The sequence below is a fragment of the Nocardia pseudobrasiliensis NBRC 108224 genome (assembly GCF_001613105.1).
Lineage (GTDB): Bacteria > Actinomycetota > Actinomycetes > Mycobacteriales > Mycobacteriaceae > Nocardia > Nocardia pseudobrasiliensis.
Genome location: NZ_BDBS01000002.1, coordinates 229,841 through 250,510, shown reverse-complemented (window position 1 = coordinate 250,510; position 20,670 = coordinate 229,841). Strand labels below are relative to the sequence as shown.

Sequence of the window (20,670 nt, the reverse complement as noted above, 5' to 3'; positions counted from 1 at the left end):
GCGGCGCGGCAGCGCGTGAACCGAGCATGATGCAGCCGTGGCAACTTCTGCGAATCGCGTCGACGAATCCCCCGCGCTGACCTACGGATCCTATCTGGCCCTCGACGAGGTGCTCGGTGCGCAGCATCCTCGCTCGGCCGAGCACGACGAGATGTTGTTCATCGTCATCCACCAGGTCTACGAGCTGTGGTTCAAACAGCTGCTGCACGAGACCGCGCAGTTGCAGCGTGCCCTCGAGGCGGGCAATACCGCGCATTCGCTGCACACGCTGCGCCGGATCCTGACGGTGCTCAAGGTCGTGGTCGCCCAGATCGATGTGCTGGAGACCATGACCCCGCGGCAGTTCACCAGCTTCCGCGATCGGCTCGACGCGGCGAGCGGCTTCCAGTCCGCCCAGTTCCGGGAGCTCGAGGCCGCCCTGGGCCGCCGCGACGACCAGGCGTGGGCCCACTATCCGACCGGCAGCGACGGCCGCGAGCGGATTCTCGCGGCGATGGCCCGGCCCTCGCTCTACGACTCGTTCCTGCGCTATCTGGCTGCCCAGGGCTATCGAATCCCGGAGACCGGACTGCACCGCGACGTCCGGGCGGCGGCCGAGCCGTCGCCGGAGATCCAACAGATCCTGCACGTGGTCTACTCCGACGACGGCGGCGCGGCCCAGGTCGCCGAGCGGCTGGTGGACCTGGACGAGGGCCTACAGGAATGGCGCTACCGCCACGTCATGATGGTGCGCCGCACCATCGGCGACAAACCCGGCACCGGCGGCTCCTCCGGCGCGGACTATCTGCGCGGCACGCTGTTCCGGCCGGTATTCGCCGATCTGTGGGCCATCCGGAGTCGCCTGTGATCACCGTCGATCGACTGCGCGCCGATCCGAATGCGTTGGCGGAGCACTATTCCCGCTTTCGCGTGGCCGAACGTACACTGCTGACCGGACATTCGCATCAGGCGTGGCCGGATGTGGCGCTGCGCGGCCAGATCGAGGCCTTCGAGGACGCCGCCCGGGCGGTGGATGCCAAATGGGAGCTCGCCCTCGCTCGCGCCGACGAGGTCCGGGCCGCCTTCCGGGGCTGGCTCGGCGATCCCGGGGCCGAGATCGCCCTGGGCGCCAATACCCACGAGTTGGTCGTGCGCTTCCTGTCCTCGATCGATTTGCCGCACCGGCCGCGCCTGGTCACCACCGGCGGTGAATTCCACAGCATTCGAAGGCAATTGGGCCGCCTGGCCGAGGAGGGCGTGGAGGTGGCCTGGCTCGATCCCGAACCGGTCGAAACCCTGGCCGCGCGGCTCGGCGAGGCCATCGACGGGCGCACGGCGGCGGTGCTGGTCTCGGCGGTGCTGTTCGAAACCTCCCGCATCGTGCCCGGCCTGACCGACTTGGCGGCGGTCTGCTCCTGGCGCGGGGTGGAGTTGCTGGTGGACGCCTATCACGCGCTCGGGGCGGTGCCGATGTCGGTGCCCGAGGACGGACTGGATTCGGCGTGGGTGGTGGGCGGCGGATACAAGTATCTGCAACTGGGCGAGGGCAATTGCTTCCTGCGGCTGCCGCCGCACGCCCTCGGCGCGCGGCCGGTGATCACCGGCTGGTACGCCGAATTCGGGGAGCTCGCCGATGAGAAGGACCACGGGCCCGTGCCCTACGCGGCCGGTGCGGCCCGATTCGCCGGAGCCACTTACGATCCCACCTGTCACTATCGGGCGAGCCATGTCGCCCGCTTCTTCACCGACCACCGTCTGGATCCAGCATTGCTGCGACGAATCTCGTTGCACCAGAATGAATTACTGGCGCGCTTGTTCGACGATCTGGATGCCCCAACGGAATTGGTGGATCGCGACCGAGACGCGCCGCGCTCGGCATTCGGCGGATTCCTCGCGCTGCGTTCCCCGCAGGCGGCCCGGCTGTGCCGGGAATTGGCGACCAGGGGCGTGTCGACCGACAATCGCGGAGACTATTTACGACTGGGCCCAGCGCCGTATTTGTCCGATTATCAACTGGAAACCGCCATCGCGACATTGGGCGATATTGTGCATTCCTGGGACCATTCGCACGGAGCTGAGTAACGTCGAATAGGTAATGCCCGAGCGGAAACACATTATCGCCGAGAACAACCCGCTCCGATTACCCCGTCCCGAGGAAGGTTCGTCATGCGGAAGTTCATCACCCGATCCGCCCTCGCCGCCGTCACCGGTTCCGTATGCGCCGCCGTTTCCGGCGTCGCGGCCGCGGGTCCGGGGCCGGACGCGTTCGCACCGCTGGTCACCGTCGGTACCTACGATCGTGGCGGCGCCATCACCTGCGCCGGATATCTCGACGTCATCGGCGACGTATATCCGGGTCAGCAGCCGGGCCCGGCAATGGTCATGCTGAAAAGTCATTTCGCGGGCGTGAGTCCGCGCTGCCTGGTCGGCGGCACCGTGACCTGGACCAACCTCGACAGCGGCGCAACGGGTTCGAAGAATTGGGAACTATCCGGTTTCGACGGCCCGGGCGCGCCCACCGCGGTCTACTTCGATCCGGGCCCGGGCCGATTCACATTCACGGTCGACTCGTCGACATGGTGCGTTCCGAGCCGAGGCCAGATGACCGTTCCCGCGTGAGCCGGGATTCGAATTCGGCGAACGCCGCAATCGGCCCCGTGGCATCGAATGGCACGCCGAACGGCTTCAGCCCATTGCCGAACAGGCAGCGATCCCCGCACAGATGGATCGGAATTGCCAGCAGCGCCCATTCGAACCCGAATGCCCAGATCCACGCGCCCGCCACGACGGCCTGCGTGACGAAGCTGTGCGTGCCGTTGTAGAGCACGTAATACATTTTCGGCACCACGCCGCCACCGGCCCGGGCCCGGCGCTGGGCGAACATGCCGGGGAGATAGCCCACCACATCGATATACCCGAACAGAATGATCGCCGGAATCCAGCGCACCTGGTTCAGATGCGCGGCGAACAATGCCACGCAGACCACCAGGGCGACCCCGTATTCCAGGCGATACAGCCGGAAGGTGGCCGGACTTTCGAAGCGGTTGTGGGCGTCCATCGGGCCAGTGTGGCCGCCGGGCGCTGACGCGACGCTGAAACGGGTGTGCGAAGTCCGGCTTCGCACACCCGGTTCGGCTAACCCTCGCGCAGCGAGGACTGCAACTGATCGAACTGCTGCTTGGTCATCTCCTCCGGCGACCGCTCGCGCGCCGAGCGCGGCTCGGCCGTCGCCACGCCGACGTCACCGCCGTCGAATACCACCGACGCCCAGTTGTTCTGGGCCCGCAGTGTGCCGTAACCGTCGTCGTTGTTGACATCCGAGCGTACGGTGCCGCTGTTGATGCCGCCGCTGCAGTTCCAGTCGATCGCCTGATCGGCGCCACCGCTGGTGCGCCGGCGGGAATTGTCCGGGCAGAAGTACACCGTCTTCCAACCGGCCGCGGACTGCCCGAGCCCCGCACCCTCGCTGAGCGCGGATTCGTTGAGCGCGTTCGGGTTCACGTTCGAGTAGCCGAAGTAGTAGCTGCCGTCCGTGCGCGGCACGCCGGAGAACTGAAAACTGTAGTTCATCACGCTCAGATAGTTCGGCTTGTAGTTGACGTGGTCGACCCCACCGTGTTTCAGGCCCAGGTTGTGGCCGAGTTCATGGATGAAGGTGCCGACATTGGAGTCGTCGTTGGGGTTCCAGCCGCAGCGCGGGCCGAGCGCCACGACGAAGGTGTCGGCCGGGATGCCCAGCGAGATGCCGCTGCTGCAGCCGCCGTCATAGCCGTCGCCCCAGATCATGTAGTGGAAGATGCGGGAGCGGTTGGAGTTGAAGTTGTTTCGCTTGATTCGGGCGACCTCGTCGTCGACGGGGTTCAGATCGCTGTCGTAGCCGATCTGGTTGCCGCCGCCCAGGTTGTACTTGTCGCCGCGGGCGTTGCCCGCGTCCAGATGGATCTTGACGCCCTGCTTGCCGTCGGGATTGGCGACGGGGGCGGTGGCGAAGACGTTGACGACGCGGTCCAGGGCCGTTCCGCTCGGCAATCGTCCGTTCATGTAATCCATCTCGACGAACAGATCCTTGTGCTTGGGATCCGCGCCCATGGCCGGAAGATTCACATCGATCTTGCCGTCACCGTTGGCGTCGTATCCCTTCAACTCCCAGTCGTCGGGCAGCCCGTCGCCGTCGCTGTCGACGAGGGCGGCGGGCTGGGGCGCGGCGACCGAGACCGCGGGGGCGGCCCCGATCCCGAACCCCGTCAGCAGGGCCATACAGGCGATCAGTGATTTTCGATACGTAGACACAGCAACTGATTCCAATCGGAATAAATCGGACAGATGCTGCCATTGAACACCAACCGACCGGCCTCCAATTGGCCTACACTCGTCGATATGCGTTGCGGCCCAACGTCTACCGAGCCTGCCACCGAAACGCGCGCCCACTAGGGGTTCGGCCCCTAGGACCGCCGCCCCGACAATTGCGGGCACCCGCCGCGGCTAACGCGGCCCCACGCGCTCCGATCACGTCATCGAAGGTTCGGGAGCGGAGGCGGTGTGCGCGGTCGGTCGAAAAGCATTGTGGTACTCGTTATCACGACGGTGGTCACCCTGTTGGGTCTCGGGATGCCCGGCGCGCGAGCCGAATCCGACGGGTTGCGGCGCTGCGCGGTCAGCGACGGCCGCGCACCGCAGACGGCGGCCCCGGAGGAGGTCGGGCTGGATTCGGCCGCGCTGCGACGGGCCATCTCCTTCGCATCCGATCCGACCCGGCTGACCGTGCGGGTGTTCCGCAACAACTGCCTGATCGCCTCGGGACCCGGCAGCGACCGCTACGGGCATCTGGCCTGGAACATGTGGAGCAGTACCAAAAGCGTGGTCTCGCTGGTGACCGGGATCGCCGTCGACGAGGGCACGCTGCGCATCGACGACCCCATCGGCCTTCATCTGCCGCCCGGCCTCGGCGATGCGGCGCATCGGGCGATCACGGTGCGCAGCCTGCTCACCGAGACCTCGGGTATGCGGGTCGCGGTGGCCTCGGAGGGGATAACCGGTCTACCGCAACTGGATCCGAATGTGGTGGCCCAGGCGCTGGCCATGCCGATCGACCATCCGCAGGGCGAACTCTGGCAGTACAGCCAGCGGGCGATCGATCTGCTGGCGTATGTGGTGGGCCGCGCGGTGGGCGAGGATTTCCAGGATTACGCGCAGCGGAAGTTGTTCGATCCGTTGGGAATCGCGCGCGGCGACTATCACTGGGGACGCGATCGCAGCGGAAACACCTACGGCTACGCCCATCTCATGCTCCCGGCCGACGATTTCGTCAAGATCGGGCTGCTGCTGGCGAATCGCGGTGACTGGCACGGTGTTCGGGTCGTCTCGGCCGACTATCTGACCGCGGCGTCCCGCCCGACCGCGGCCAATCCGTGCTACGGCTTCCTGTTCGTGGTCAACGGGCCCGGCTGCGGCGATGTGTACTTCCCCGGCCTGCCGCCCGACGCCATCCAGATGTCGGGCATGATGCGCCAGGACAACTTCATCGTGCCCAGTCTCGGACTGCTGGTGAGCTGGACCGGAATCACCGTGCCGGGCAGTGCGCTGAGTTTTCCGCACGATGTGCTGCGCGGTATCGATGCGGCGTTCCAGCAGCCGCGCATCCCCGATCCGGGGCCCTATGTGCAGCAGCCCGATATCAGCCTGTCCGATCCGATGATCACCAATCCGGACGCGACGCTAGCCGCCCTGGGCCTGGGCCCCGACGCCTACCCCGGCTGCGGTCCGCTGAGCTGCCTCGGCAAGCCGCTGGCCCCGCCCTTCGGCGATTGGCCGCCCGGCTGCTTCATCGTCGCGTGCGTCGGCGCCGATCCGGCCACGCCCGGCATCCGGTAGGAACTCCGCGCGGATCCGGCGACGGTACTGCGTGATGTACCCGCTGTAGGCCAGCAGGACGGCCACTGCGGGCATCCCGAAGGCGGCTGCGATCAGCGGTAACACGGTCTCTCCATTCGTTCGAGTGGGCCTCACGGCTATAACCGCCTGCCTGCGACTCAAACATCACGGATTCTCACAGACCGATGCAGAACAGAGCGGAACCCGTACTCAACAGGCAGTTGAACGGATTCGGCACCGCGTCGAACGGGGAAAGCACGGGCGTGGTGGGCGGCGCGGGGGCCTCGGCTCGGGCCGAAGCGGCGGCCCCGCCGATGAGCGCGACGCCGAGTACGGCGCACGCGCCGTGGGCGAGCAGACGACGGTTGAACATCGCGACCTCCTGCGATCCTGCGGCTCCTGGGCCGGGCATACCCATCGCGGGCGCGGCCATACCCGGATACCCCCTATTCGGCCCCCGGTCCGGATCGCCGGCCGTGGCATCGCTCGAGTGCGCGATCGTTCCCGTCGCGGGGCCCGGAAGATCGCGCACGGTGATCATGTGCGGTATTTCGGTCAATCACTGTGGAATACAGTCGTTTTCACCGCGTTATCGGCGATATCGGCCGATTCGAATCGCGCAATCGCTCGTCCATTTACCGATCGCGCATCCGACACCGGCGCACCCGAAACGATAAGTAGCGGAGTTCAATTGATCCACACACCCCGGACCCCCTTGTAATCTGATTCGCGCCCGACCCTCCTCGTCCATCGGAGGTGCAACTTGCGAAAACTACTATCCCCCTTGGTATTCGGTGCCATTGCCGGTATGGCCGTGCTCGGCCTGCCCGGTATCGCCGCCGGCGAACCGGCGGCCGCCGCGGAACGCGCGGTCACCGATATCGTGCCCGTACCCGTCGAGGCCAAATCCGATCCCGCCGGGAACTACACCCTGCCCGCCGACGCGGTGATCCGCGCCGAACACCAATCCAGGCAGGTCGCGGACTATCTGGCCGGTCTGCTGCGCCCGGCCACCGGCTTCAAGATCCCCGTCGTGGAGCGCTACGACCTGGGCAGATCCGGTATCACGCTGCAGCTCGGCGACGCCGGTCCCCGATTCGGCGGTGAGGGGTATCGACTCACCGTCGACAAGAAGGGAATCACCCTGGCGGCCAACAGCACCGACGGCCTGTTCGAGGGCGTCCAATCGCTGCGGCAGCTGTTCCCGAGCGCGATCAACAAGTCCACCAAGCAGAATCAGACCTGGACGGTCGCGGGCGGTTCGGTCGTGGACTACCCGCGCTTCGCCCGCCGCGGCGCGATGCTCGACGTGGCCCGGCACTTCTTCAAGCCCGACCAGGTCAAGCGCTATATCGATCAGATCGCCCAGTACAAGATCAATACGCTGCATCTGCATCTGACCGACGATCAGGGCTGGCGCATCGAGATCAAGAGCTGGCCGAAGCTGGCCGAGATCGGCGGCAAGACCGCGGTCGGCGGGGATCCGGGTGGTTACTACACCCAGGATCAGTACCGCGACATCGTGAACTACGCGGCCTCGCGGCACATCACGGTGGTGCCCGAGGTGGATATGCCCGGCCACACCAATGCCGCGCAGGCCTCCTACGGCGAATTGAACTGCGACGGTAAGCCGGTGCCCCCACGCACCGATATCGAGGTCGGTTACAGCTCGCTGTGCATACCCAAGCCGATCACCTACAAATTCGTCGAGGATGTGATCCGGGAGCTCGCGGCCCTGACGCCCGGACCGTATCTGAACATCGGTGGCGACGAGGCGCATTCGACCTCGCCGGAGGATTACAAGGCCTTCTATCAGAAGGTCATGCCGATGCTGAAGACCTACGACAAGAAGATGACCGGCTGGCACAACTTTGTGGTGGCCAACCCGCCCGCCTCGGCGATTCCGCAGTACTGGGACACCGCCCGTACCAATGCGGATGTGGTCGCGGCCGCGGGCCGGGGCAACAAGATCCTGATGTCGCCCGCCAACAAGGCGTATCTGGATATGAAGTACACCCCCGAAACCCCGCTGGGCCTGCACTGGGCCGGTTATGTGGAGGTGAAGGACTCCTACGATTGGGATCCGGCCACCTTCGTCCAGGGTCTTTCGGAGAATCAGATCGCCGGTGTCGAGGCGCCGCTGTGGTCGGAAACCCTGCGCACGAGTGCGGATATCGAATTCATGGCCTTCCCGCGCTTGGCGGGTATCGCCGAAATCGGCTGGTCTCCGGCCGCCACCCACAATTGGGACAGCTATCGGGCCCGCCTGGCGAAACAGGGTCCGATCTGGGCGGCGCAGGGGATCAATTTCTACCGCTCACCGCAGGTGGATTGGAAGTAGTGGGGTTGGTCGGCGAATGAGGGGCCGACCGATCTTTCCTCTCGCCCCGGCATGTGAACGCCGGGGCGAGAACCGTTTTCGACGAATTACAGATTGGGCGTGCAGGCCAGTTCGGCGACCGAGCTCGGATCCAGGGCTTGCAAGACGATCGACGTCGCGCGCGGCGAGTACGGCACGCCATTGTGCGTGGAGGTCTCGATCGGGCAGCCGTCCTGCAGCAGGACGTTGTGCACGGTCGCGCCCGGCCCCGCGGTCAGAAAGGTCGAGTAGTTCGGCGTGGTCACCTCGTCGTACCGGGTGGAGATGACCGTGTATTCGATCCCGGGCACGGTGTCGCCGTCCGCGTTCAGTCGCGTGAGGAACGGCGATCCCGGCAGTTGTTCGATACCCGCGGGGCCGATGAACTCCTCGATCAGCGGGAGGAACCCGGAACCGAGATTCTGCTGGATCGCCAGGGCGAGGCTGCCCAGCCCGAGCAGTGTGGTGCCGTGATTGGTGGCCCCGAAGGTGATGACCTTCCGAACCTTGTTCGCGGCGGGGTCATTCGGATCTGCGCCGCCCTCGTCCTTCAGATACTGGCGAATGACCAGGCCACCCTGTGAATGCCCGATCATGTCCACCTGTTCCGCGCCGGTGGCGGTGCGTACCCGCTCGACGAATCGGGCCAGCTGGCGAGCCGACTGCTCGATCGGGCCGACCGCGCCGATCCAGGGCTGCACCAGTCCGGCGCCGGAGACGTCGGGCCGACCGTAGTTCAGCGCGAAAACGCAGTATCCGGCCTGTGCCAGTTGCGGGGACAGACGCGAGTAACTGCCCAGAGCACTGTTCCAGCTACCGTGCAGCAGGATGATCGGCCGGGGATGCGCCTCGCTCGGTTTGCAATCCCAGTCGTTCGATCCCTGCGGCGCCAGATCGGTACTCGTCAGCATGCCGTAGGTCACCCAGGCCACACTCCCGTTGGGGAGAACCGGGCCGTAACCAACGGTGTCCGAGGAATGCGAGCTCATCTCCGACTCGGCCGCGGCCGCGCCGGATAGAGAACCGAGCGACACGAGGGCCGCCACCGCCGCTACCGCGCACCCCCAACGCATCATCGCCTACTCCCTTCACTGCCGGGCCGACCGGACCTGGTGCAGGTTATGGCTATCTTTCAGTAACCTACACCCGGATCAGTCCGAATCCAGCCAGGCCAGCAGTTCCGCGTCGTCGACCCCGAGAAGCGGTGGGGCCGTGCGGTATTCGACGGGAGTCTCGGACAGGCCGATCGGATTGGCGACCAGATCGCCCGCGACGCGCGGATGCAGGCCGAGTCGTTCGGCCAATGCGAACGCCCCGGCCAGATCGTTGACCGGACCGCACGGCACACCGGCCGGAGTGAGCAGTTCATACCATTCGTCGGCTTTTCGAGTGCCGAGGATTTCGGTCAGCCGGGCTCGCAACGCCTCCGCGTGCGCGACACGGCTCGGATTGTCGGCGAATCGGTCGTCGCCGAGCAGATCGCCCGCACCCAGCGCCCGGCACAGCGCGGCGAACTGGGCGTCGGTGCCAACGGCCAGGGCCAGCGGTCGGTCCGCGGTGTCGAAGACCTCGTACGGCACGATCGACGGATGTCTGTTGCCCATGATGCCCGGCACCACACCGGCCATCGTGTAGCCCGCGCTCTGATTGACCATGCCCGACAGCAGGCTCGACAGCAGATTCACCTCGACATGCTGCCCTCGTCCGGTGGCCTCGCGATATCGCAGCGCGGCCAGGATGCCGACCGAGGCGTGCAGTCCGGCCAGCACGTCCACCAGCGCGACGCCGACCTTCGTCGGCTCGTCCGGTCGCGATCCGGTAATGCTCATCAGGCCGCCGACCGCCTGCAACAGCAGGTCGTAACCGGGCAGCGCCGCGCCCTCGGCCGCGCCGAAGGCCGAGATCGAGCAGTACACGACACCCGGATTGCCCGCCCGCACCCGCTCGTAGGACAGGCCGAATTTGTCCATGGTGCCGGGCCGGAAGTTCTCCACCACCACATCGGCCCGCCGGGCCAGCTCGCGCGCCCGGCGTCGATCCCGTTCCTCGCCGAGATCCAGGGTCAGTGACCGTTTGTTGCGGTTGACCGACCGAAAATAGGTGGCCTGATCGGCGACATAGGGTGGCCCCCAGGATCGGGTGTCGTCGCCGCCGCCGGGTCGTTCGACCTTGATCACGGTCGCGCCCAGGTCGGCCATCAGCATCGTGGCGTACGGCGCGGCCAGAACCCTGCTGAAATCGGCCACCAGCACACCCGACAGCGCCGAACGATCACCCGTCACGACTCACCACCTATCCATCCGAACGGAAATATTCGATGACAAACCGTCAACCGGTGGCCGCCCGAATGTCACGGGCGGTTTGCCGGGCGCCGGTAGAACTCAGAGTACGACTGGACGATCGTCCAATCACGACCGGTGGCCCACCACCCAAGGGGTCACCGAAACAGCTGTTGTGCGTTGAGGATTGGCGCCCCACCCATCGGGTATGGCCCTGGGCGAAGGCGGTGTTCACCGCCTTCGCTGCCCGGAAGTGGGCGAGAACGGATCGCTTCAGGAGAACAGCGTGATCGAGAACACCAAGTCCAAGCAGGAGTCCCGTAAAGTCGCCAACCCCGTCGTCTGGCCCGACCCCAGCCCGCTGCAATCGTGGTGGGACGCGGTGATGCGCGGTGACGGCGGCTTCAACCACCGTGTGGCCCAGGCCACTTCGTAGGTGGCCGGTCAGTAGTCCGCCAGGTCGATGGCATTGGCGGCCTCGTCGAGGGGCTTGGTGATCGGCCGCAGCGCCAGGCCCTTCCACGGCAGATGCCGCAGCAGTCGCAGCATCGTGGTCTGCATGCGGATCGCCCGGGTGCTGCCCGCGACCATGCCGGTGGCATTGTTCCAACCCAGAGTCAGATTGCGCTCGATGTAGTCGCCGATCGTCCGCTGATAGCCGTCGAAGCCGAGGCGATGATCGCCTCCCGCCGACTTCAGTTCTCCCGCAAGCACATACGCGCCCACCAGCGCCATACTCGTCCCCTGTCCGGACAGCGGCGACGGACAGTACGCGGCGTCTCCGACGAGTGCGATCCGGCCGTCGGACCAGCGATCCAGATGCACCTGGCTGACCGAGTCGAAGTAGAAGTCCGGGGAATCGGCCATGGCGCGCAACAGTTTCGGCGTCTCCCAGCCCGCGTCTGCGAAGGCCGCGGCGACCAGTGCGCGCTGGCCCGCCACATCGCGGCGATCCGGAAGCTGTTCGGGCGCGGGGAAAATGAACTGAGCCTTGGCCGTGGTCCTGTGGGTGGCGTAGAGCTGCACGATATGACCCGGGGTCGGGTGCACCAGCTCCCAGTGATCGAGGTTCAGGTGGTTGGGCACGGAGATGACACAGGCCATGGTCCCGGTGTGCCGCACGAACCGCTCCTCGGGGCCGAAGGCGATGCGGCGCACCGTCGAATGCAGACCGTCCGCGCCGATGACCAGATCGAACATCCGGGGTTCGGCGTGGCGGAAGTGTGCGGCCACACCGTCTTCGTACTGGACCAGGTCGGTGATCGAATCGCCGAACAGGTATTCCACATCGCCCTTGGTGGCGTCGAAGAGGATGCGGGCCAGATCACCGCGCAGCACCTCGTCATCGCCCGGGGCGCGCAGCCCGATCAGATCGGCGTCCAGAGTGGCCAGTGGTTTGCCGGATTCGTTCACCCACGCGCCGCCGCGAATATCGGTGGAGGCGTTGCGGATCTCGTCGAGCAGGCCCATGCGTTCGATGACCTCCATGGCAACGCCGCGGATATCGACCTTGTAGCCGCCCTCGCGCAGGGCGGGCGACTGTTCGACGACGGTGACCGAGAAGCCGTGCCGGGTGAGCCAGTAGGCCAGGGCGGGGCCCGCGATGCTGGCGCCGGAGATCAGGACCGTCTTGTTCGCTGTGTTCATGAGATGAGCTTCGGCGGGGGCGCTCACCATCGGCTCACCGTGGGCTCACCGTCACTCACCGAGCAGGTCGGACGCCCGGTCGGCGGGGATTTCGAGACCTCGGCGGCGGGCGATGCCGAAGCGTTCGGAGCCCAGGGCCGCCTCGCATTCGGCGCTGATCCGCGCGACATCGGGGTCGCCGTCGTCGCGCAGACCGGACAGACCCTCCGCCATGCCGAGCAGCAGCGCCGCGTGCTCGGGATCGGTGCGGGTCGCGGACATTCCCACCACCGCCGCGGCCGCGATCGGGCGGTGTCCGACCGTCCAGGCGACGTCGAAGGCTCGCCTGTGCAGCGAGAACGCTTGGGCCGCATCCTGTTCGGACCGAGCGATCCAGCCCAGCCCGATGAGGGCACGAGCCCGGGCCTCCGCCGCGCCGACCGTCCCGTCCGGGCATCGGGACAGGGCCTGGTCGTACAGCTCCCGGGCCCGCGCCGGATCCCCTTCGACCCGGGCCAGATCCCCCAGCCCGCGCAGGGCATTGGCCCGCAGGTCCACGGCCCCGACGACGCGGGCCAGTTCGGCCGCGCGTTCGTAGCTCGCGCGCGCCTCGGGCAGATCGCCCGCGCGGGTGAGGATATCGCCGCGGCGATTGAGCAGATCGGCGGTGTCGTCGACGGTGCCGAGTTCGGCGGCCAGGGCGATGGCCTCGTCCATATGGGCGAGGGCGATGCGGTGCCGACCTCGGATTGTGGCGATGGCGGCCAGTTTGTCGAGGGTGGCGGCGGTGGCCCAGCGGTCGCCGGTGCCGCGGAAATCTGTTGCTGCGGCGCGGAATTCGGGTTCCGCGGCGAGCGGGTCGCCGGACAGGAGCAGGCGCAGGCCGAGGCCGAGGCGGTGGAAGGCCCGAGACCAGGGGGTTCGGTCGAATCGGGGATCGCTGTCGAGGAAGCCGCCCGCCATGGCGAGCAGGAATACCGCGTGCGGTCGGAGCAGTGGGCGATCGAGTGCGGCGAGAGCCTGTGTCGCGCGGTCGATTTCGGAGTCCGCGAGCGTGCCGGTGCGGGTGGCGACGGCGACGCACAGCGCGAACTCCTCGGGTGATCGGGCCGGATCCACCAGCGGCAGCAGCCTTTCCACCACCGCCGCGGCGACACCGGTGCGCCCGGTGAGCCACCAGTACCAGGCCGAGGCCGCCGTCAGGCGCAGCGCGAGCTCCGGGGCGGCCTCGGCCGACCAGTGCAGGGCCGCTTGCAGATTCGCGCGTTCGGCGTCGAGCCGAGCGAGCCAGTCCAATTGGTCGCCGCCGCGCAGGTGGGTGTCCGCGCGTTCGGCCAGTTCGGTGAAATACCGGGCGTGGGCGTGGCGCAATCGGTCGTATTCACCCGCCTCGATCGACCGCGTCAGCGCGAATTCGCGGATCGTCTCCAGCATGCGACAGCGTCCGTCCGCCGACTCCACCAGAGACTTCTCGACCAGCGATGCGAGCAGTTCGTCGGCCTCGTCCATCTCGCACACCCGCGCCACCGCGGCCGGGGTCGCGCCGCCGCTGAAGACCGTGAAGCGTTGGGCCAGTAAGCGTTCCGCCGGATCGAGCAGGTCCCAGCTCCATTCGACGACCGCGCGCAGCGTGCGGTGGCGCGGTTCGGCGGTGCGCTCGCCGCGGCCCAGTAGGCGGAAGCGATCGTCGAGACGCGCGTCGATCTCGTCCAGGCCCAGTGACCGCAGCCGGGCGGCGGCCAATTCCACGGCCAGCGGCAGACCGTCCAGGCGCGCGCAGATTCGCCGGACCGTGCCGATGGTCCCGGCGTCGAGGGCGAATCCGGGGCGGGCCGCGGCGGCGCGGTCGGCGAACAGGCGCACGGCCGGGGCCGACAGCTGAGCGGCCGGGGGCGCGTCGGGCTCCGCGATGGCCAATTGCCCCAGCGGGAAGACGGTTTCACCGGTGATGCGCAACGCTTCTCGGCTGGTGGCCAGCACACGCAGCGCCGGACAGGCCCGCAGCAGGCGGTGGGTCACCGCGGCGGCGTCGTCGATCACGTGTTCGCAGTTGTCGAGAATGATCAGCATCGGCCGTTCGGCAAGGATGGCCAGTACGCGGGCTTCGGGATCCGCACTCGCCGTATCCGTGGCGATGTCGCGGCCACCGAGCGCGTCGGCGATCGCCCGCACCACCCGCCCCTGCGCGCCCAGTGGCGCCAGATCGACGAATGCCACCTCACCGCGCAGGCGCTGGCCCGCTTCCAGCGCGAACCTGGTCTTCCCCGTCCCGCCCGGACCGAGGACCGTGACCAGGCGCGTCCCCGCGAGCAGCGGCAACAGCCGGGCGAGTTCGTCCTCGCGGCCCACGAAGCTGGTGAGCTGCGCGGGCAGTCGGGTCGAGGCGGGCGCGGCCGTACTGCGGGCCCGCAGAATCGACTGATGCGCCTCGAACAGCTCCGGTGACGGATCCGCGCCGAGCTCCTCGGCCAACAGCCGCCGCCCGTCCTCGAACAACTCCAGCGCCGCGGCCTGCCGCCCCGCGGCGTACAGCCCGCGCATGAGCAGCGCCCGGGCCCGCTCCCGCAGTGGATGCGCGGCCACCAATTCCGACAGCGCCGCCACCACCGCCTGATGCTCCCCCAGCGCGAGCGCGGCCTCGGCCCGATCCTCGATGGCGGCGCAACGCTGCTCACCCAACCGAGCCGCGGGCGCGGCCGCGAAGGGAACGTCCAGCACATCGGCCAGCGCCGACCCCCGCCACAATTGCAGCGCGGCATCGATCAACGCCACAACGGCGGCGAAATCCTTGCGCCGCAACCCCTCCCGACCCTCCCCCACCATCCGCTCGAACCGATGCGCATCGACCGCCCCCGCATCCACGACGAGCCGGTACCCCGCCGCGGACGATTCGACCTCGACCCCCTCCCCCCGCAACGCTTGCCGCAACCGCGAAACCTGCGACTGCAACGCATGCCCCGCATCCCCCGGCGGCTCCTCCCCATACAACCCATCAATCAGCCGCTCCCGCCCGACCACCCGCCCCGCCTCGAGCAAAAGCAACGCCAACAACGCCCGCACCCGAGGCCCACCCACCGCAACCGGACTCCCATCCGCCCGATGGACCGCGACCGGACCGAGAATTCCGAACTGCACGGTCGCAAGTATGGCCAGGGCGCAAACCGAGGCTCACGCCGGGGGTGAGACAGGCCAGGGTGACGGTGAATATTGCCGATTCACATAGGCGACGGTGACGAACAACGGAAGATATACCCATGCCGACATCGGCGCCCTTCAGGCATGCCACAACAGACCCCGAAGTCGCAAACCGACCATTCCGGGTCTACTTCGCACGGGCAATGGAAGGCGAGGCCGAGCACGATGTCGAAAATCTCGCGGACATTGTGCGAGGCGAGCTCGAACTGGTCGGCATGGATATCGTGGATACCTTCACCGAAGTGCCACTACCGATCCGGGCGGCACATTCCGCCGGGTTGGACCGGATCGCTGCACGTGTCGTATCACGCGACCTCGCATTACTCGAGCAATCCGATGCCGTCCTGATGGACATGACCATCCCCGGGAGAAATTACATCGGGTGTTCGTGCGAGCTCGTCTATGCCCACCTGCTCGAACTCCCCATCTTCGTGTACGTCGGCGCAACGGGCTACGGGGACCGATACTGGCTCAGATATCACGCCACATCGATTACGAAAACTCGGAGCGAGTGCATCGAGGCGATGGTTGCATGGATCAGACGGGCTCACCGAATATGACTACGACCGATTGCTTCCTGTGCGGCATCCTGCTGGGGGCGAGCACGGCCCTGCCCTGGCACGACCGCATCCTGATGTCCCTGGAGGGCGTCGGATACGCCGTCTGCGCGCTCGGAGCGCTCGCGCCCGGGCATGTTCTGGTCGTACCCGAAGAGCACTGGACCTCCACGAGCACGATCTTCGAGGGAGCTTGCGCCTTTTCGGTATTCGCGATGCAGGTACTCGGCAGAGTCGAGGCCATATTCGGTCCGACCACGGTATTCGAACATGGGACCTGCCCAGGTGACGTCCGTCGTTCGGCCTGCGTCACCCACGCGCACCTCCAGCTGATCCCCGGCATCTTTTCACTGGCTACCCTCGCGCACGAACGTCCCCGCCGCAGCCTGCCATCCCTCACGGATTTCATCGGTTCGGGTCGCGAACCGAGTGGATACGTCATGTATCAGGAGCCCGGGAGTGCCGTACATTTCATGGCCGATCCACAGATATCGCAGATCGTTCGCCGCCACATTGCCGCGAAACTCGGTCACCCGTTCGAATGGGATTACCTCACCTTTCCGAACGACAGGTTCATAAGCCAGACCATCGACGCATTCCTGCCCGCCGGAACATGAACGCATACGAGCAGAAAGGAGAATTCAAAATATGACCGCGCACATCGGTGTGTCGCAAGTCGAAATCTGGGACGAATGGCACAGCGAACGAGATATCCGCGATCGAACCAGGACGCAGGCGGAACTGGCGAGTAGGCTGTCACGATCGATCGGATCGTTCGATGGAAAGGCCATCCTGGACGTGGGCTGCGGCCAGGGGATCGACTCCATCTGGTTTGCCAACATGGGCGCGAATGTATGCGCGTTCGATCTCTCCACGGTGGCGATAGACAAGGCAAAAAGAAATGCTGCCGCCGCGGGCACTCAGGTGAAATTCTCACACTTCGACATCCGAAATGGAAAACTGCCGACGTTCGAAACAAATGGATTCGACGGAATATTTTGCAATCTCTCACTCCACTACTTCACCGATCAAATCACCAGGATATTGTTTTCGGAGATATATTTGGCCACGAAACCCGGCGGCGCCTTCGCATTCACAGTGAAGTCGGACAAGGATCCCTACTTCGGACTCGGCGACAAGGTCGCGGATCGGATGTACGAGCGGAAAGGGCATATCCGGCATTTCTTCACGGTCGACTACGCATACGAATTGCTCCGTGACTGGAGCATTCTCGGCATAGACGAGACTATCGACACCTACCAGAGCGACGCACCGAGCGCGATTATCAGCGCCGTCGCCGTGAAACGAGCTCGGAAAAAGATCCTGTGACCATCAGATTCGACCTGGACTCCCTCGACCGTGCCGCCGAAAGGACATTCGAACTACTGCGCACGACACATTCCCGGACGACATCGCGCGGAAGCGGCTGGTACCACCGACTCGACGACCCGAATCCGGGGCCGTCGGCCACCGCGGTCGCACTGGAACTTTTCCATCGATGCGCGGTTCCCTCCCCCTTCCTGCACGACGGCCTGAGATTCTTGCAAGGCAGGCAGGTGTCCGACGCCGACGATCGCACGGATGGCGGCTGGGCCGTCAATACGAGTTTCGGACATCCGGTCCTCGAGGCCACCTCCGTGGTGACCCGATTCCTCGGCACCGCGAAGGTGGAGTTCCTGCCCGCCAGTCCCGATATCCGGCGCGCGGTCGCCTGGATTGTCGCCAACCAGGATTCGAGTGGCGGATGGGGTTCCTTCCACGGCCAACCACCCCGCACCTGGCTCACCGGCCTCGCTCTGCAGGCGCTGAGCGCCACAAGTCCGTACGAGCCCGCCATCGAACGAGCCGCGGACTGGCTATTGCGTCAGCGATCCCGCAACGAGCCGGTCGCGTGGGGCGAAACCCAAACATCGGAACCGACCGTGGTGCACACCGCCTTCTGTCTTCTCATATTGCGTCAGTTGACCGGTCTGCGGACTGATTCGCGATACGGCGAAGCGATTGCCGATGGATACGAATGGCTCACCGAATATCTCGACCCGAACACCATTTTCGACGACGCTTCGCGCGTGGAGAGCTACAACATTACCGGAACGGTGGACCACCGGCCCGTCACGTGGCACGGCCAGATCTGGCATCACGGACTGCCGTATGCCTTTTCCGCCCTGATGCGACATCCCAGGGGCGCACCCCCTGTCGCATTCGCCGCGCTCACGACGATAGTGGCAGAACAGCTTCCAGATGGCCACTGGCCGAATATCGACGGATCGGCGACCAGATCGATATGGGATGTCTATCCGTTCCTGGCGGCGATTTCGGATGCCCGGACCCTGACGCCGCTGTCCGGGCAGGAACGCCTGGATTGGTTGCATGACGATATTGTGTTGGCGCGCCGAGGAAAAGCGCGCGACCAGCGCTTGGAAACCCTGGGATGGAAGGTTCGCGGCACCTGGGTGGGAGTCGCGCTGAAGGACAACTGGGCAACCATTCTGCTCGCGATCTGCATCGCCTCGAGCATCGTCCTGTTCGCCTTGAACCGGGTGGAGGTCAAAGATATCGCGTTGGGGTTGCTGCTTCCGCTGCTGTTGTTCTTCGTGCAGGAGGGGCGGAGGCGAAGACGGTAGGGGTGGGTCGATTTCGGTGGTGGGGGTGGGGCCGGTGGATAGGGTGCGGCGGTCCGGGTTCCGAGGGAGAGGAGTTGTCGTGGTGGGTCGGGCGGTTCGGGGTGGGGTGCTGGGGGTTCTGGTGTTGGTGTGGGTGGGGGTGAGTGGGCCGGTCGGCGGGACCGCTGGGGCCGATCCGGGGGGCTGTGCGCCGGGGGATCCGTTGCGGGTGCAGGCGGAGTTGTTCGCGACCGACAAGACCGCGATCATTACCGATCCAGGTGATCCGCGGTTGCGGGATCGGTTGCAGCCGTTCGAATTCCAGGTCGATGCCATGGTGTTGGAGGGGTTGGCGTTGCCGGTGGGGTCGGAGTTGCTCGACGGGGTGTTCTGGTCCGAAGATCAGCAGGCGGTGACCTATGAGCGGTCGCGGGAGTTTCGGTTGGCGTGTGTGAGTGCGCCGGAGTTGCGGGCCGTGGCCCAGCGGGTGCGGGGGCGGTTCGGGCAGGAGTCGGTGCTGACCTTCCGCCCGCTCGCCGCCGACGATCCGGGAGCCGATGCCGTGCAGGTCGAGGCGCGGGGGCTGGACGTGCGACGGTTGCACGATGTGCTGGTCTCCGATGCCGTTGCGCGTGAGGAGCTTTCGGGTGGGTCGGTGACCGAGGCGGGCGTGGGGCTGCTGATCATCGAGCGCGCCGATCTCGACACCGCGCGCCGGACCGTCGAGACGTCCGGCGCGTCCTGGGCCGATGTCACGGTTCGCTACGGTACGCGGGAGTTCGTCGAGGCTCCCGGGAGCTGATCGCCGGATACCGGCGCACGACCTCGGCCGATGCGGTGATCGCGCCGATATAACCGTCGGGCCGCACGAGTACGTAGGTGCCCGGGGCCACGTCGTAACCCTCGGTCTCGGGCACGGCGATCGTCGGGACGCCGAAATCCCCGATCGGCGCGCCGAATGCCAGTACGGTCGCGTGCGGCCCGCTGAATATGTCGAAAAGCCTTGTTCCGGAAGGCAGTACGCCATCGGGAGCCCGATCCCCGGCGCGCAGCGTTCCGGGTTCGGCCCGATCGTCGACCGCCAGCGGTCCGCCGCGATAGGTGTTGTCGAGCTGATGGATGGCCGGTGCGCCGCCACCGCGGAAGTCCTGTCGATGCATCCGCGTCGTCAGCCCGAGCACATTCGCCGCGACCGGCATCCGTTCTGCCGCATAGGTATCCAGCAGTTCGTCCCCGGCTCCGGAATACACCGCCGCCAACTTCCACCCCAGGTTGTAGGCGTCCTGCACGCCGGTATTGAGTCCCTGTCCGCCCGCCGACGAATGCACATGGGCCGCATCGCCGGACAGGAACACCCGTCCCACCCGATAGCGGTCGACCATGCGCACATTCACCCGGTACAGCGAGATCCAGCGCAGATCGTACAGCCGAATATCGTTACGCCCGGACCGTTCCCGGCACAGCCGACGCACCGTCTCCAGATCGAGCGCACCGACCTCGTCGGCGGGCATCGAGGCCACGAACTGATAGTGCTCACTGTCGGGCAGATTCCACAGCGAGAAGCGTTCACCGACATTGCCCGCGCGCGTGAGGATGTGGCAGTACCTGCCGTCCAGCCCGTCCGCGCGCACATCGCCGATCAGGGTGCGTTCGGCCTCGAGGGTCTCCCCCACGAACCCGACGCCCAGCGCCTTGCGCACGGTACTGCGACCGCCGTCGGCGGCGACCAGATACTCAGCGCGAATGTCTCCATCGACAGTATGCGCGATCACGCCGTCGGAATCCTGTGTGACGCCGATGATTTCGGTATTCCACTCCACCCGCCCGCCCAGTTCGGCAAACCGATCGCGCAGAATCTCCTCGGTCCGCCACTGCGGAATCAGCCAGGTCTTCGGATACGGCACCGTCGCGGTGACCGCGGGCTCGGGCACCCCGAGCATTTCCTCGACCGTACGCTCCCACACCGGTGAATCACCCTGATAGAGGCGAAATTTCGGAAACGGCTCACCCCCGGCGAGAATCCGGTCCAGCACACCCAGATCGTGGAACACCTCGAGCGCGCGCGGTTGCAGTCCCTTCGCCCGCGAGCCGACGAAGACGCCGTCGGCCCGGTCGACGATGCGGCACGGTACGCCGTGACGGGCGAGATCACAGGCCAGGGTGAGTCCGGTCGGCCCGGCGCCGACGATCAGTACGGTCAT

The 20,670-nt window shown here is 66.4% G+C and carries 19 protein-coding genes; 11 read left to right on the top strand and 8 right to left on the bottom strand.

Translation table 11 applies throughout. The annotated features are described in order from the left end of the window. Positions 1–37 precede the first annotated feature (37 nt). From NP4_RS02455 to NP4_RS02445, 3 genes are all read left to right on the top strand, one after another. Positions 38–847: a tryptophan 2,3-dioxygenase gene (locus NP4_RS02455; RefSeq protein ID WP_067991101.1), complete on the top strand. Its 810-nt coding sequence runs from the start codon at positions 38–40 to the stop codon at positions 845–847. After that, positions 844–2,061, top strand: a complete 1,218-nt coding sequence (locus NP4_RS02450; RefSeq protein WP_067991099.1) for a kynureninase/PvdN C-terminal domain-containing protein — start codon at positions 844–846, stop codon at positions 2,059–2,061. Before NP4_RS02455 ends, NP4_RS02450 begins: the two co-directional genes overlap by 4 nt. Positions 2,062–2,145: 84 nt before the next feature. Beyond that, positions 2,146–2,598, top strand: a complete 453-nt coding sequence (locus NP4_RS02445; RefSeq protein WP_067991097.1) for a hypothetical protein — start codon at positions 2,146–2,148, stop codon at positions 2,596–2,598. Here NP4_RS02445 and NP4_RS02440 read toward each other — a convergent pair. Next, complete coding sequence (locus tag NP4_RS02440) at positions 2,537–3,037, bottom strand: hypothetical protein (protein WP_067991095.1); 501 nt, start codon at positions 3,035–3,037, stop codon at positions 2,537–2,539. The two genes, NP4_RS02445 and NP4_RS02440, sit on opposite strands and share 62 nt — an antisense overlap. A 77-nt stretch (positions 3,038–3,114) precedes the next feature. After that, on the bottom strand, positions 3,115–4,269 hold the full coding sequence (locus tag NP4_RS02435; protein WP_245996931.1) for a hypothetical protein: 1,155 nt from the start codon (positions 4,267–4,269) through the stop codon (positions 3,115–3,117). Between the two features lie 318 nt (positions 4,270–4,587). On the opposite strand from NP4_RS02435, the gene NP4_RS02430 reads away from it, so the two are divergent. Continuing rightward, positions 4,588–5,850, top strand: coding sequence for a serine hydrolase domain-containing protein (locus tag NP4_RS02430; RefSeq protein ID WP_082875499.1), 1,263 nt, complete (start codon positions 4,588–4,590; stop codon positions 5,848–5,850). 175 nt (positions 5,851–6,025) lie between these two features. Here the strand turns inward: NP4_RS02430 and NP4_RS02425 are convergent, their stop codons facing one another. Then, on the bottom strand, positions 6,026–6,409 hold the full coding sequence (locus tag NP4_RS02425) for a hypothetical protein (protein ID WP_147287832.1): 384 nt from the start codon (positions 6,407–6,409) through the stop codon (positions 6,026–6,028). Between the two features lie 249 nt (positions 6,410–6,658). Between NP4_RS02425 and NP4_RS02420 the strand changes: the two genes are divergently transcribed. Further along, positions 6,659–8,191, top strand: coding sequence for a beta-N-acetylhexosaminidase (locus NP4_RS02420; protein ID WP_114755451.1), 1,533 nt, complete (start codon positions 6,659–6,661; stop codon positions 8,189–8,191). 86 nt (positions 8,192–8,277) lie between these two features. Here the strand turns inward: NP4_RS02420 and NP4_RS02415 are convergent, their stop codons facing one another. After that, positions 8,278–9,285: an esterase/lipase family protein gene (locus NP4_RS02415; protein ID WP_067991080.1), complete on the bottom strand. Its 1,008-nt coding sequence runs from the start codon at positions 9,283–9,285 to the stop codon at positions 8,278–8,280. A gap of 75 nt (positions 9,286–9,360) precedes the next feature. After that, on the bottom strand, positions 9,361–10,491 hold the full coding sequence (locus tag NP4_RS02410; protein WP_067991077.1) for a CaiB/BaiF CoA transferase family protein: 1,131 nt from the start codon (positions 10,489–10,491) through the stop codon (positions 9,361–9,363). A gap of 205 nt (positions 10,492–10,696) precedes the next feature. Here NP4_RS02410 and NP4_RS02405 point away from each other — a divergent pair, with 205 nt between their 5' ends. Beyond that, entirely contained in the window at positions 10,697–10,924 is a 228-nt protein-coding gene (locus NP4_RS02405) for a hypothetical protein (RefSeq protein WP_067991073.1), read from the top strand. A gap of 8 nt (positions 10,925–10,932) precedes the next feature. On the opposite strand, the gene NP4_RS02400 is transcribed toward NP4_RS02405, so the two are convergent. Then, a complete protein-coding gene (locus tag NP4_RS02400) occupies positions 10,933–12,135 on the bottom strand; it encodes an FAD-dependent monooxygenase (protein WP_067991992.1) in 1,203 nt (400 codons plus the stop codon). Between the two features lie 51 nt (positions 12,136–12,186). Continuing rightward, positions 12,187–15,249 carry an AfsR/SARP family transcriptional regulator gene (locus NP4_RS02395; RefSeq protein WP_067991070.1) on the bottom strand — a complete coding sequence of 1,021 codons (3,063 nt, stop codon included), beginning with the start codon at positions 15,247–15,249 and terminating at the stop codon, positions 12,187–12,189. A gap of 119 nt (positions 15,250–15,368) precedes the next feature. On the opposite strand from NP4_RS02395, the gene NP4_RS02390 reads away from it, so the two are divergent. From NP4_RS02390 to NP4_RS02370, 5 genes are all read left to right on the top strand, one after another. Beyond that, positions 15,369–15,869, top strand: a complete 501-nt coding sequence (locus NP4_RS02390; protein WP_147287831.1) for a hypothetical protein — start codon at positions 15,369–15,371, stop codon at positions 15,867–15,869. Further along, positions 15,866–16,483, top strand: a complete 618-nt coding sequence (locus NP4_RS02385; protein WP_067991066.1) for an HIT family protein — start codon at positions 15,866–15,868, stop codon at positions 16,481–16,483. Before NP4_RS02390 ends, NP4_RS02385 begins: the two co-directional genes overlap by 4 nt. Before the next feature lie 31 nt (positions 16,484–16,514). Further along, positions 16,515–17,195, top strand: coding sequence for a class I SAM-dependent methyltransferase (locus NP4_RS02380; protein ID WP_067991064.1), 681 nt, complete (start codon positions 16,515–16,517; stop codon positions 17,193–17,195). Positions 17,196–17,503: 308 nt separating this feature from the next. Further along, the gene (locus NP4_RS02375; RefSeq protein ID WP_147287830.1) at positions 17,504–18,490 is read left to right on the top strand and encodes a prenyltransferase/squalene oxidase repeat-containing protein; all 987 of its coding nucleotides are present in this window, start codon (positions 17,504–17,506) and stop codon (positions 18,488–18,490) included. Between the two features lie 79 nt (positions 18,491–18,569). After that, positions 18,570–19,271 (top strand): hypothetical protein, encoded by a 702-nt coding sequence (locus NP4_RS02370; RefSeq protein WP_245996928.1) that lies wholly within the window; start codon positions 18,570–18,572, stop codon positions 19,269–19,271. Here the strand turns inward: NP4_RS02370 and NP4_RS02365 are convergent. Then, entirely contained in the window at positions 19,222–20,670 is a 1,449-nt protein-coding gene (locus tag NP4_RS02365; RefSeq protein WP_067991060.1) for an FAD-dependent monooxygenase, read from the bottom strand. The two genes, NP4_RS02370 and NP4_RS02365, sit on opposite strands and share 50 nt — an antisense overlap.